Annotated in this window: 12 protein-coding genes; 2 read left to right on the forward strand and 10 right to left on the reverse strand. The window is 37.5% G+C overall.

Annotated elements, in window-relative coordinates; translation table 11 throughout:
* Position 1: 1 nt before the first annotated feature.
* From rsgA to gmk, 10 genes are all read right to left on the reverse strand, one after another.
* On the reverse strand, positions 2 to 883 hold the full coding sequence (gene rsgA / locus H9650_RS01330; RefSeq protein WP_191696393.1) for a ribosome small subunit-dependent GTPase A: 882 nt from the start codon (positions 881 to 883) through the stop codon (positions 2 to 4).
* Positions 884 to 899: 16 nt separating this feature from the next.
* Positions 900 to 2,888 (reverse strand): Stk1 family PASTA domain-containing Ser/Thr kinase, encoded by a 1,989-nt coding sequence (gene pknB / locus H9650_RS01335; RefSeq protein ID WP_191696394.1) that lies wholly within the window; start codon positions 2,886 to 2,888, stop codon positions 900 to 902.
* Between the two features lie 2 nt (positions 2,889 to 2,890).
* On the reverse strand, positions 2,891 to 3,637 hold the full coding sequence (locus H9650_RS01340) for a Stp1/IreP family PP2C-type Ser/Thr phosphatase (protein ID WP_151110597.1): 747 nt from the start codon (positions 3,635 to 3,637) through the stop codon (positions 2,891 to 2,893).
* A gap of 38 nt (positions 3,638 to 3,675) precedes the next feature.
* Positions 3,676 to 5,028: a 16S rRNA (cytosine(967)-C(5))-methyltransferase RsmB gene (gene rsmB, locus H9650_RS01345; RefSeq protein WP_151110599.1), complete on the reverse strand. Its 1,353-nt coding sequence runs from the start codon at positions 5,026 to 5,028 to the stop codon at positions 3,676 to 3,678.
* Entirely contained in the window at positions 5,025 to 5,966 is a 942-nt protein-coding gene (fmt, locus tag H9650_RS01350) for a methionyl-tRNA formyltransferase (protein ID WP_151110601.1), read from the reverse strand. The genes rsmB and fmt overlap by 4 nt, the downstream gene beginning before the upstream one ends.
* Positions 5,963 to 6,454 carry a peptide deformylase gene (gene def, locus H9650_RS01355; RefSeq protein ID WP_144538008.1) on the reverse strand — a complete coding sequence of 164 codons (492 nt, stop codon included), beginning with the start codon at positions 6,452 to 6,454 and terminating at the stop codon, positions 5,963 to 5,965. The genes fmt and def overlap by 4 nt, the downstream gene beginning before the upstream one ends.
* Before the next feature lie 24 nt (positions 6,455 to 6,478).
* A complete protein-coding gene (gene priA / locus H9650_RS01360) occupies positions 6,479 to 8,890 on the reverse strand; it encodes a primosomal protein N' (RefSeq protein WP_191696395.1) in 2,412 nt (803 codons plus the stop codon).
* Positions 8,887 to 10,095, reverse strand: a complete 1,209-nt coding sequence (gene coaBC / locus H9650_RS01365; RefSeq protein WP_144538006.1) for a bifunctional phosphopantothenoylcysteine decarboxylase/phosphopantothenate--cysteine ligase CoaBC — start codon at positions 10,093 to 10,095, stop codon at positions 8,887 to 8,889. The genes priA and coaBC overlap by 4 nt, the downstream gene beginning before the upstream one ends.
* 161 nt (positions 10,096 to 10,256) lie before the next feature.
* Positions 10,257 to 10,481, reverse strand: a complete 225-nt coding sequence (rpoZ, locus tag H9650_RS01370) for a DNA-directed RNA polymerase subunit omega (RefSeq protein WP_144538005.1) — start codon at positions 10,479 to 10,481, stop codon at positions 10,257 to 10,259.
* Positions 10,482 to 11,102 carry a guanylate kinase gene (gene gmk, locus H9650_RS01375; protein WP_144538004.1) on the reverse strand — a complete coding sequence of 207 codons (621 nt, stop codon included), beginning with the start codon at positions 11,100 to 11,102 and terminating at the stop codon, positions 10,482 to 10,484.
* Positions 11,103 to 11,386: 284 nt separating this feature from the next.
* On the opposite strand from gmk, the gene H9650_RS01380 reads away from it, so the two are divergent.
* Positions 11,387 to 13,072, forward strand: a complete 1,686-nt coding sequence (locus H9650_RS01380) for an Rqc2 family fibronectin-binding protein (RefSeq protein ID WP_191696396.1) — start codon at positions 11,387 to 11,389, stop codon at positions 13,070 to 13,072.
* Between the two features lie 166 nt (positions 13,073 to 13,238).
* Positions 13,239 to 13,721: a ribonuclease E activity regulator RraA gene (rraA, locus tag H9650_RS01385; RefSeq protein WP_191696397.1), complete on the forward strand. Its 483-nt coding sequence runs from the start codon at positions 13,239 to 13,241 to the stop codon at positions 13,719 to 13,721.
* Positions 13,722 to 13,793: the final 72 nt, after the last annotated feature.

Below are 13,793 nucleotides of genomic sequence, written 5' to 3' on the forward strand. Positions count from 1 at the left end.
TTTAGTACCTCGGCTTTCTTTCTACGATTTCTTCATAAAACTGTAGATAATGTTTATATCTGTAATCTTTTATTTCTCCTAGCTCTACTGCTTGCTTAACTGCACATTTAGGTTCATTTACGTGTAAGCATCCACGATATTTACAACCATCTTGACGTTCTACAAAGTCTGGAAAACAACTAGATAGTTCTTCTTTTTCCATTAAATCGAATTCAAAGGAACTAAAACCAGGTGTATCCGCTAAAAGACCATCACAAACCTCTATTAACTCTACATGTCTTGTCGTATGCTTTCCTCTTCCTAAAGCATCAGAAATTACACCTGTTTTTAAATCTAGGGAAGGTAGAATTGTATTCAGTAAAGTAGATTTCCCTACTCCAGACTGACCAGCTAGTACCGTGGTTTTTCCTTTTAAAACCGGTGAAATTTTTTCATGAAAAGCCGGATCATCTTTACAGGTCATTAATATTTCATAGCCGATTTTTTCATAGTCAGAAATATATACTGCCATTGTTTTTTTCATTTTTTCATCCATTAAATCACTTTTCGTCAAGCAAATGATTGGCTCAATATTAAACGATTCGAGAACTACTAAAAAGCGATCCAATAAAATGGTATTAAAATCTGGTTCTTTAATAGAAAAAACCAAAATCGCTTGATCAATATTAGCAATTGGCGGACGAACTAGGTTGTTTTTTCTTTCATGAAGAACGGTGATAGTTCCATCATTTTCTCCTTCTACCGTATAGTCGACAAAATCACCTACTAGAGGAGACTCGCCTCTATTTCTAAAGACGCCTCTCCCTCTGCATTGAATGATGTTACCGTTGTCATATACATAGTAAAATCCACTAAGTGCTTTTCTTATTTGTCCGTTTGGCATCCTATGCCTCCCTAATTTATTCATATGATACGCTATCTTGCGCTACAACCTCTTGATCCCTTTTGATAAGGTATCCACCTGTCTCGCCTTCTACAATTTCTAATGAAATCTTTTTATCGATTGTTGAAGTAATTTCAAATTCTTCCACAGGGGGATCAGTTAATTTATGGTTTTTGTCTTGGATGTAGATACGAATAATTTGTGGAACCACTTCCTGTTCCATCTCTCCGTCCTCTTCTCCGTCCTCTCCATCTATTTCTGGAGGTATATATTCAATGGTTACGGTTTTCACAACTGTCTGAGTCTTCTTTTGCTGAGGTCCTTTAGAAATTACTACCTCTACCGTACTCCCTTTAACTATCTTCACATTAGGTGCAGGGGATTGTTCTACAACTGCTCCCTTAGGAATCTTATCATGATGTACTTCTTTTGTTCTTACGACCTTTATACCTGTACTTGTTGCATATTCGTTAAGGTTTTTTTCATTATATTCCCTTAAGTCTCTTAGTGTAATCATTTCTGGTCCAAGACTAACTTGGAAATAGATGTCAGTTTCTTCTGGTATAATATCTTCTCCAGCTGCAGGTTCTTGCTTTAAGATGGTACCTGCGGAAGCAGAAGAGTATATTTTATCACTATCATCGATACTACGAAATCCTTGCTTTTGTAACAAAGCCTTCACCTGATCAATATCCTGGTTTTCATAGTTACTCATTGCTGATGTTTTTTTACCTTGAGATACGTAAAGATCTACTTCAGTTTCTTTATCGCGCATTTTCCCCTCTTCCGGAGTTGTACGAATAACATGATCCTTTTCAATCTCATCGTCAAATTCCAATATTTGTTCCCCAATGACGAAGCCTTCTGATTCAAGTAGCTTTATGGCAGCCTCTAATTCTAACCCAGCAATAGGTGGAACCTCTATCTTGTCTGGTTTAAACAATCCCGGGAAAGCAATAATAATGATTAATGCAAGTAAAATCAAGCCAGCAATTATCCCTGTTATAACTTTCCATTTTTTTATTTTTTTCTTTGGCTTCTTTGTTGATACTGGTGAAGGAGCCTCCGTAGGTATTTTTTTTGTTTCTGCTACATCCTCGAAAGAAACAGGCTCTTTAATAATAGGAAGCACCTTGGTAGCTCCATCGTCTACCGGTACAACAAATTTTGGTTCATTAGACCTTTCTGGTGACATGGCAGTTGATAAGTCTCTTTCCATTTCCTCAGCAGAACGATATCTATTTCTAGGATCTTTTGCAGTTGCTTTTAATACTACGTTTTCAAGACTTTGTGGGATTGCTGGATTAATAGCTCTAACTGAAGGAGTTTCAGCCTGTAAGTGCTTTAAGGCAATCGAAACAGCTGATTCTCCAGAAAAAGGCAGCTGTCCTGTTAGAAGTTCAAATAATACTATACCTAATGCATATATATCAGATTCTCTAGTTGCTGTGCCCCCACGTGCTTGTTCTGGTGATAAATAATGTACTGTACCTAATACTGAATTGGTCTGCGTATGGGAGGTCGCACTCAATGCCATCGCTATTCCAAAATCAGTTATTTTCACATTTTCTTGCTCGTCCAATAAAATATTCTGGGGTTTAATATCCCGATGAATAATATGATTATTATGTGCATTAGAAATAGCAGAAGTTAACTGTTTCATAATAGTGATTGATTTGATCGGTGAAACCGGTGCATTACTCTGTATGTATTGTTTTAACGTTTCACCTTTTACATGTTCCATAACAATATAATGAATATCTTCATCTTCTCCGACATCATAAATATTGACTATATTAGGGTGTGTAAGGCTTGTTGCAGATAGTGCTTCACGTTGAAAGCGACGACGTAATTCTTCTTCGTTAGAAAAATCATATCGCAATACTTTAATCGCGACGTCTCTGTCTAAAATCATGTCATGTGCCAAATAAACATTGGACATGCCGCCTCCACCAATCATTTCTAGCAATTTATATCTGCCGCTAACTCTTTTACCGATTAACATCCTTACACCTCCTCATCCTTGTTTGTTAACAAAATCAGTGAGATATTATCTTCTCCACCTGACTTGTTCGCTTCCTCCACTAATTCATCTCCCATTACTTGAAGAGACTTCTTAGAGTAAAGCAGGCTTTGTATAAAGGATTCACTTAATTTGTTACTTAATCCGTCTGTGCAAAAAAGAAAATAAGAATTAGCGACAAATTCTACCTCAAAAAAATCTGGATGAATAGTTTTTTCTGTTCCGACAGCCTTCATAATTGCATTTTTCATAGGATGGGTTTTTGCTTGCTCTTCATTAATTTCTCCTGAATCGAGCAGTACATTTACAAAAGAGTGATCTCTCGTAATCTGTTGAACCAAATTTTCTGTAATTTGATAAACACGGCTATCTCCTATATGCGCAATAATTCCTTTACTGTCTTTACTGTTTTCAAACAAGCCGGCAATTAATGTCGTCCCCATTCCTTCACAGCCTGTATTTGAGGTAGAATGCTGAGCTATAAGCTGATTTATCGTTTGGAAAGTGTACATTAACCATTCTTTTTCTGGAACAACAGAAGGATTATAAGCATGAAAATATTTTTCAAATTCTGTAATGGCCATTTCACTTGCTACATCCCCGGCATTATGTCCGCCCATTCCGTCTGCAACAACCGCTAATACACGACCATCCTCTCGCTGAAATACACCCACACGATCTTCATTGATCGTTCTTTTCATGCCTACATCAGTTTTAACAACGAACCTCATTTATACCTTCACCTCTTCATAGATAGAGCTCGTTGCAATCAGCTCTGTTTTTGAAAAACTGCTACAAAAAATCCGTCACTTCTTAAGTCTTGAGGAAACAGCTGTAACATACCATCCTCTTCTTGTTGTTTTATATTTTTTACAACGTCTGGAAAAGATTTTAGTTGCATATCTGGGTGATTTTCCAAAAATAGTTTAGCGGTTCCTTCATTTTCTTCCTTATCCACAGTACACGTACTATAAACCATTAATCCATTTGGCTTCAATAGCTTATATGCTTCATCTAACAATTTGAGCTGAATAGGCTTTAATGAATCAAAATCCTTTTCATTTTTTGTGTATTTAATATCTGGCTTTCTTTTCATAACACCTAAACCACTGCAAGGAGCGTCCACTAAAATACGGTCAAATGTTTGCTCTGGGAATAACTCAGAAGCTTTGCGTCCATCCTTTTCAACTGTTTCTATGAAACTAAAGCCCAGCCTTTCCGCATTTTCTTTTACTAGCTTCAATTTATGTTGATGGATATCCATAGCTACAAGCTTACCAGTGTTTTTCATTTTTTCAGCAATATGTGTTGTTTTTCCTCCTGGTGCTGAGCACATATCTAAAACAATCATGCCCGGTTCAGGTTGAAGGGCATACGCTGGAATCATGGAGCTTTCGTCTTGAATCGTAACAAATCCTTTTTGGAAAGCGGTGGTTTTTGCTGCCTGGCCATTAAACAAATAAATACACTCTGGAATAACTTCGCTTTGTGCAACGACATATCCTTCTTGTGTCATCAAATGCATCACTTGCTCTACCGTTCTTTTAAACAAATTGACACGTAAAGTTGTTACTGGTGGCTCATTGTTTTCCTCAAGCATTTTCTTAGTTGTTTCGAAACCATATTCTGATATAAATCGTTTAACCATCCAAAGAGGGTGACTTGTTTCAATAGAAAGACGCTCGACATCGTCCACAATACTTTCTGTCGAACTAACCCCTTCTCGAAGAATTGAACGCAAAATACCGTTCACTACTCCTGAAATTCCTTTATGACCTCTTCTCTTTGCTATATTAACCGCTTCATTCACTGCTGCATGATCAGGAATTCTAGATAGATAATGGATTTGATATAGAGATAATCGAAGAAGCTGTCTAACCCAATCGTCAAGCTTTCCTTTTATAAATGGTTTTAGATAATAATCCAAAGTCATTTTATGCTGAAGTGTTCCATAGGTTAACTCGGTTAACAACGCTCGATCTTTTGGTTCAATATCGTACTTTTCAATTGTCTGATGCAGCAAAAGGTTACTATATGCTTGTTGTTTTTCAACCGCCATTAAAATAGTTAAGGCTGCATCCCTAACATTACCAGTCCATATTTTTTCGTTCTTTTTTGTCATTCAAATTTATCTCCTATTCGCAATTTAGAACCAACGCCACGCAAATAGTCATTTGCAGACATTCTTTTCTTTCCAGCTGGCTGTAGTTCGTCAATTCGAATTGCTTCTTCAGCACCTGTTTGGACAACAAGGTAATCCGATTCTATTTTTACAACTGTACCTGGCAGTTCTTTTGTATTTACTTCTATTATATCTGCTTTCCAAAGCTTCACCGTTTGTCCATCCAATGTTGTATATGCTACTGGCCATGGATGAAGACCACGTATTTGGTTGTGAATTTCTAAAGCAGATTTAGTCCAGTCTATTCTTTCCTGCTCACGAGAAATATTTTTCGCATAGGTCACAAGCGATTCATCTTGTACTATGCGTTCGTTTCGACCTGTGATGATTAGAGGCAAAGTCTCTTTTAAAAGCAGTGTACCTACTTCGCTTAATTTATCAAAAAGAATTCCGGTATCATCTAAATGAGTAATAGGGATTTCACGTTGCGATATAATATCTCCTGCATCTAGCTTTTCTTCCATATACATGATGGTAACACCGGTTTTTTCTTGGCCATCTATTATTGCTTGGTGTATTGGAGCTCCTCCACGATAGGAAGGAAGCAAGGAAGCGTGCACATTAATACAACCGTATTTTGGAGCCTCTAAGAGCTCCTTCGGCAATATTTGTCCAAAGGCAGCAGTTATGATTAAATCTGGAGCAAGGTTAAGTATTTGATTGAGCTCCTCAGAGCCCTTTAACTTGTTAGGTTGAATAATCGGTAATCCAAGTTCTAAAGCCTCTTCCTTTACAGGTGGCGGCGTTAAAACTTTTTTTCTTCCAACTGGGCGGTCAGGTTGAGTTACGACTGCACTTACTTCATAACCCTCTTCCACTAGCATGCGTAAAATAGGAGCCGAAAAGGCAGGTGTGCCCATAAATACAATGGATGTCATAACTCTTCCTCCAGTTCATTCTCCAATTCTTCCACATCAACATAACGAGTAATTTTAGTAGTGAATAGAACCCCGTGTAGATGATCGATTTCATGAAGGATTGCTCTTGCTTCATAGTCCTCTGCCTCTAACTCATATAAAGCGCCGTCACGATCCTGTGCCTCTACCTTCACATAAAAAGGTCGCTCCACCTCTCCATAAATATCCGGGAAGCTTAAACAGCCTTCAACTTCTACTTCTGATCCACCTATTTCGACGACTTCTGGATTGACCATTTCAATCACCTCTTGTCCTTCTCCTAGGTCCACGATAGCCACTTGAATTGTTTCGCCAACCTGTGGCGCAGCAAGACCAATTCCATCTGAGGCGATCATCGTGTCATACATATCATCCAATAAATTTGCAAGCTTCTCATCAAATACATGAACCTCTTCACATTTTTTAGTCAATAAATCATTTGGGTGTGTAATAATATTTCTAATTGCCATTTCTTATTCCTCTTTTCAAACAGCCTATAAAATTGTGGATGGGTCAAGGTCTACCGTAAGCACGACACCTTTTTTTATCCACTCCGTACGATAAATTTTAATCAGTTGCTGTAGTTTTTCGATTAATAGTGGTTCTTTTTTGTATTTTATCAAACATTGGTAACGATATCTATTTTGTATCTTGCTTATTGCGCTTGCTGTTGGTCCTATTACCATACTCGTGCTTGATAAATTATCTCTTAACCAATCGGTAGCAAGTTTCGCATATTCAGCTGCAAGGAGTACATTTTCATGAGTCACTTGCACAAGTGTTACGAAATAGAAGGGTGGATATTCATATTGCTTACGCATGATCATTTCATTGTGATAAAAAGGCTCGTACAACTGATCCTTTGAGTACTCTATCGCATAGTGCTCTGGTGTATACGTTTGAATATATACAACTCCTTCTTTATCATGCCTTCCTGCTCTACCACTAACCTGCGTCATAAGCTGAAACGTCTTTTCAGCAGCACGAAAATCTGCAATATGCAAAGTTGTATCTGCATTTAAAACCCCGACTAAAGTAATATTAGGAAAGTCCAATCCCTTGGCTATCATTTGTGTACCTAATAAAATATCTGCTTCGCCATCGCCAAACTTTTTAAGTATACGTTCATGGGATCCCTTTGTCCTTGTAGTATCCACATCCATACGTAATACTCTGGCATAAGGAAATAATTTAGTTATTTCCTCTTCAACCTTTTGTGTACCCGTACCAAAAAAACGGATGTGCTCACTTTGACATTCAGGGCACTCTTGGGGCACAGGCTCCTCATGTCCACAATAGTGACATTTTAATCGTTCGCCTTCTCGATGGTAGGTTAAGGAAATATCACATTGGTCGCATTCTACAACTGTCCCACAATCTCTACAAAGTACAAAGGAAGAGAACCCTCTTTTGTTAAGAAATAATACGATTTGTTCCTTCATTTCTAATTTTTCTCGAATTGCATCTGCTAAAGGTAGACTAAACATGGAGCGATTGCCACTTTTCAGTTCCGCGCGCATATCCACTATATTAACTGTTGGCAGAGCCTGCTCTTTTGCTCTCATGCTTAACGATAATAGTGTATAAACTCCCTTTGATGCACGAGCATATGATTCTAATGATGGGGTGGCACTACCTAAAATAACTGGGCATTTGTGAAACTCACTTCTCCAAATTGCCACATCTCTTGCATGATAGCGAGGTGTGTCCTCCTGTTTATAAGAGGACTCATGTTCCTCATCTAAAATAATGACACCTAAATTCTTAAATGGAGCAAATACTGCGGACCTTGCCCCGACAACAACCATAACTTCACCACGCCAAATTTTGCGCCACTCATCAAATTTCTCTCCGGTAGATAAACCGCTATGCATGACAGCCACCTGATCACCAAAGCGAAGCTTGAAACGGCGTGTCATTTGAGGTGTCAAGGAAATTTCAGGTACTAGCATTATCGCCTGTTTTCCTTCTGCTATAGATTTTTCAATTGCATGTAAGTAGATTTCTGTTTTACCACTGCCAGTAATGCCATGAAGTAGGAAAGTTGTATTCTCTTCGTTGTTTTGAGCTTTAGTTATATGAGATAATGCAGTTTCCTGTTCGACTGTTAGCTGAACGTGATTGTCACGATCCTGATAATCGAGCGAAGTAATCTCTCGATACACTTCTTCTTGCTCTTTCACTAATATTTTTTTATTAATAAGAGTATTGACGGTAGCATTACTAACATTTGCAGCCTGAATTAATTCCTGCATTGTAAATGAGGTTTTTTCTTGAGCTAATAGCCACTCGATTAACTCTTTTTGTTTCACTGCTTGTTTTGTGAGTTTATTGAGCTGGCCAACAACAAAATCCTTATCATCTACAAGGGTATATTTAGTAACGGTTTTGACCCTAGCTTGTTGCTTGATAACATTTTCGAGCTCTAAACTACCTTCAATTAAATGCTTTTTCATCATCTTTAGCATTCCCGATTTTTCAAAAGCTTCATAAGGAAGCACTTCTTTTCTACCAAAAAGCTCTAGAATCTCTTTTTCCAATTGGGTGGGGTCTAAAATTTTAATATTTTTTTTATAAGAAGCTCGCAATGCTGCGGGAAGCATTACTTGAAGAGCATCAATTTCATAGCAGAGAGTTTTCTTTGTCATCCACTTGGATAATTTGAGCAATTCCTCTGTAATAACTGGCTCTACATCTATTATAGATTGAACTTCCTTTAGCTTCGATCTATCTACTTCTGTTTCTCGTTTTATATTCGTGATAAATCCTTGCACTTTTCGATTACCGAAAGGAACATGGACACGGCTTCCTCGCTCCACTAAATCCTCTAAATGCCCTGGCACTACATAATCAAATGGCCGATCAATAGGATATGCGGCTACGTCAACTATGACCTCTACAATCATAGAGCCTCATCTTTTTCTAGCTCAATAATAGTGTGAAATAACTGAAGGGCAAGCTCCTTCTTACTGTTTTGAGGGAAATGAACTTCTATATCGTTCTTTCCAACCAGCGTAACAGAATTAGTTTCTGTCCCAAAACCTGAACCCTCTTCAGTAACATCATTAGCTATTATATAATCTGCATTCTTCTTCTCTAATTTACCTTTAGCATAATGGACTACATCATTCGTTTCAGCTGCAAAACCAACTAGTATTTGATGTGATTTACGTTTCCCAAGCTCTGACAATATATCCGTAGTTTTTTCGAGAGCTATAGTGACTTCACCATCTTTTTTCTTCATCTTTTGAGGGTGTATTTCTTTCGCTTTATAATCAGCTACTGCAGCTGTTTTGACTATAATTGATGCACTATCAAAATGCTCCAGTACTGCAACAAACATGTCTTCAGTACTTTCAACATTAACTACCTCAACATTCCTTGGTGCTTCTATAGCAACTGGACCCGAAACGAGAATAGTCTCTGCACCTAGCCTAGATGCAGCCTCTGCCATTGCATAACCCATTTTTCCGCTAGAAAAATTAGTCAAAAAGCGGACTGGATCTAATTTTTCTCTAGTTGGACCAGCGGTGACAACTACTTTTTTACCTTTTAAAGGAAAATCACAAGGTACAAAATGTTCTTCCACAAGCTTAACTATTTTTTCCGGCTCCTCTAGTCTTCCCTTACCAATATAACCACATGCTAAAAAGCCTTCAGATGGCTCGATAAATGAATATCCGTCGTTTGAAAGCCTTTCAATATTACGTATTACTGCAGGATTGTCGTACATATGTACATTCATAGCAGGTGCGATCCAAACATCTGCGGTAGTTGCTAAAAGGGTAGTGGTCACCATATTATCAGCAATTCCATTTGCTAACTTTGCGATAGTATTAGCTGTTGCAGGAGCAACAATAACTAAATCAGCCCAGTCAGCTAAATCTATATGGGCGATGACTTTAGAATTTTTTTCATCAAACGTGTCAAAGTAAACATCATTTCGTGACATCGCCTGAAAACTTAACGGCTTTACAAATTCCATAGCGGATTCTGTCATAATCACTTTTACTTCAGCTCCAGCCTGTGAAAGCTTGCTTACTAAAGCAACCGCTTTATAAACAGCTATACCGCCCGTAACACAAACAAGAATTCTTTTAGAAGTTAACATTATTAATCCCCTCTCTAAACAACAACCTCCCAAAGAACAGATACATTCTTTGGGAGGTGTCTTCATCATCCGATTGGCCTTGCGGGTTTACTCCTAAGGTATCCGTCGAGGCTTTTAACAATTCCTTTAGCTAACAATATCTAAGCTAAATGAAGGTTATTTTATACTTCGTCCTCGTATACAGCGTTTTCGTTAGCTGATTCGATTTTAAGTTCGCCAGCTGCTACTTCTTCTAACGCTTTTCCAACTTGTTTTGCAGAAACGTAGATGCCAAGACGCTCTCCACCTTCTTCTTGCAATTGACGTGCTCTCTTAGAAGCAACGCTTACTAATGAATATTTTGAATCGATTTGATTTTTTAATGAATCTACTGATGGATATAACATTTAAAATTCCCCTTCCAACATGGATAAATATCTTTTTTCTACACGTTCGCGTCGGCAATGCTCTGCAGCAACAATTGCATTAATTTTTGAACAAGCTTTTGTTACTTCATCATTTTCCACGACATAATCATACAGATGCATCATCTCTAGTTCCTGCCTTGCAGCAAGAATACGTGAATTGATGACATCTTCTGTTTCAGTTCCTCTACCTATTAAACGTTGCTCCAACTCACTCAAGCTAGGAGGTGCAAGGAAAATAAAAAGTGCATCTGGTGCTTTTTCACGTACCAATGCAGCTCCTTGGACTTCAATTTCTAAAAAGACATCTCGACCTGAGTCAAGCGTTTCATTCACATAATCGATTGGGGTTCCATAGTAATTCCCTACGTAAGAGGCATACTCTAACAACTTACCTTGCTCAATTAACTCTTCGAATTCTTCTTTCTTTTTAAAGAAATAATCCACACCATCTACTTCACCTTCGCGCGGAAGTCTTGTCGTCATAGATATGGAATATTCGTAGTTTGTTCCCGGTTCCGAGAATAATTCTTTTCTCACTGTCCCTTTACCTACTCCGGATGGACCTGATAATACGATTAGTATACCTTTTTCTCTTCGCATAAAATCTCCTTCAATTACATGCTATCTCAGACTGCTAACTTTAATACATACTTTACTGATTATAACACAAGTCCTCTATAAAATGATAAGATTAAAAGAAAAGCAAAGACTTGTTTGTTACTTTTATAATGTAACAATGACTTTTTACTTTTTTTCTAGTCTTTTGTATAAAAGTAGAGCTAGATGAATCACTTTAAAGATTAGCAAATTAGACAGATATACATCTCTCACAATTATAGCTAACACTCGAATGATAAAAAAATGTTTTTGAAAGAGGAATTATTATGGCTTTTGATGGATTATTTACTATCTCAATGACAACTGAATTACAACAAATAGTAACAGGCCGTATTTCTAAAATACACCAGCCAAACGCTCAGGAAATATTAATGCAAGTCCGTGCTCAAGGAAAAAATTTCAAATTACTGTTTTCTGTTCATTCTTCATACTCGCGCATACAAATTACACATGAAACAATCGATAACCCATCTTCTCCCCCAATGTTTTGCATGGTACTTCGCAAGCATTTAGAAGGAGGAATCATCACCGCGGTACGCCAGCATGAAACGGACCGCATTATCGTTCTTGAAATACTTGGAAAAAATGAGATAGGTGATGAAATTACACGTGAGATTCATATGGAGGTTATGGGTCGTCATAGTAATCTACTATTAATAGACCCTAGCAGAAATCTTATATTAGAAAGCATTAAGCACTTATCACCATCTATGAACAGCTATCGGACGATTTTGCCTGGCCAACCCTATATCTCGCCACCATCTCAGAACAAGCTCAACCCACTAGTATATTCAGAGGACCTGAAAAATGTGATTCTTTCGGTTCAGGATTCTAAAGAAATAGTTGAGCAAATTTCGGGCTTTTCTCCACTTCATGCCAAGGAATTACTTCATCGTATGGATGGCGTTTCTGATCGTCTAATGATATATAAATCATTTATGGACGAATTTGAACAAGGTGGAATCGCTAAACAAATTGTAGAGGTAAATGGTAAAACATATTACTCTCCGAACGCACTTACTCATTTGGATGGAGATAAATTCAATGAACAAACACTAGGTAATTTACTCGATCGCGTTTATTTTGCTAAGGCTGAACGTGACAGAGTGAAGCAGCAGGCAGGAGACTTAGAAAGATGGCTCCAAAACGAACTAAATAAGCTAAAACTAAAAATGAAAAAACTCCAGAAGGATTTCGAGCAGGCCGAAAGATTAGATACATTCCAATTGTACGGTGAATTGCTTATGGCGAATGCTTACGCAATCGAAAAAGGGTTGTCTGAGGTTGAGCTCGTTAACTATTACGATGAAACCCAAGGAACAATAGTTATTCCTTTAGATAGTAGAAAGACGGCTACACAGAATGCACAGAGCTACTATAACCGCTATACAAAAGCTAAAACTGCCTTATTAAAAATTGAACAGCAATTTGAAATTACTAAAGAAGATATCGACTATTTTGAATTGCTACTTCAGCAAGTGATGCAAGCCTCTCCAACGGATATAGAGGAAATCCGAGAAGAATTGATGGAGCAGGGATTACTAAAAATGCGTGCTTCGAAAAAGAAGAAAAAGCCGGTAAAACCAACACCTGAAAAGTATATCGCTTCTGATGGCACAGAAATTTCTGTAGGAAAGAACAATAAACAAAACGACTATGTGACCTTCAAACTAGCGAAGAAATCAGACACATGGCTGCATACAAAGGATATACCTGGTTCCCACGTAGTTATACATTCTGATAAACCATCAGAAATTGCATTGTCAGAAGCAGCTAACCTCGCAGCATATTATAGTAAAGCACGTGAATCTTCCTCAGTACCAGTTGATTACACAGTTGTAAAACAAGTGAAAAAGCCAAATGGCTCAAAACCTGGATTTGTCATTTATTTTGAACAAACTACCCTGTTCGTTACTCCAGATGAGGAGAAAATAAGACAGATGAAAAGATAATTTAGAAACGATTGGTAGGGCTATCCCTGCCAGTCGTTTTTTTAGTCTAATACATCAGTAAAATACACAAATATTTTCAGAATTATATCTCATAACCTTTGATAATAGAATAAATTAATAGTAAATTAGTAGAAATATAATTTTAATAACCTAGGAGGCAAATTCTATGACATTCCAAACTGCCGATTTATGTGATGATAATTCAAATGAGCTACAGGTGATAGGTTCAGAATTTAAATCTTACGGTAAAAGCCATAGCTTTTCTGGCCCTATTTGTACCGTTAAAGTTTTCGAGGACAATGTGTTAGTAAGTCATGCTTTAGAAAGCATTCCAGCAGGCAATGTTTTAGTAATCGATGGCGGGGGGTCTAAAAAGTGCGCTCTATTGGGAGATCGGCTAGCAAGAATTGCCGAAAGTCGAAATTTAGCCGGAATTATTATAAATGGCTGTATTCGAGATTCTAAAGATTTGTCTCTGCTAGATATTGGAATTTTAGCACTTGGAAGCAATCCTTTAAAAAGTAAAAAAGAAGGGACCGGTGAAGAAGATATCCCATTGTTTTTCTTAGGGGTTGATTGGCATCCAGGAGATTATGTTTATGTCGATGAGGATGGCTTAGTTATTTCTAAGAGAAAATTGATTGACTAAACAACAGCGGTCGAAATATATTTTGGCCGCTTATTTGTATTGTTTAAAAAGTCATCTTACACTCCCTACATA

Source organism: Psychrobacillus faecigallinarum, assembly GCF_014836595.1.
Lineage (GTDB): Bacteria > Bacillota > Bacilli > Bacillales_A > Planococcaceae > Psychrobacillus > Psychrobacillus faecigallinarum.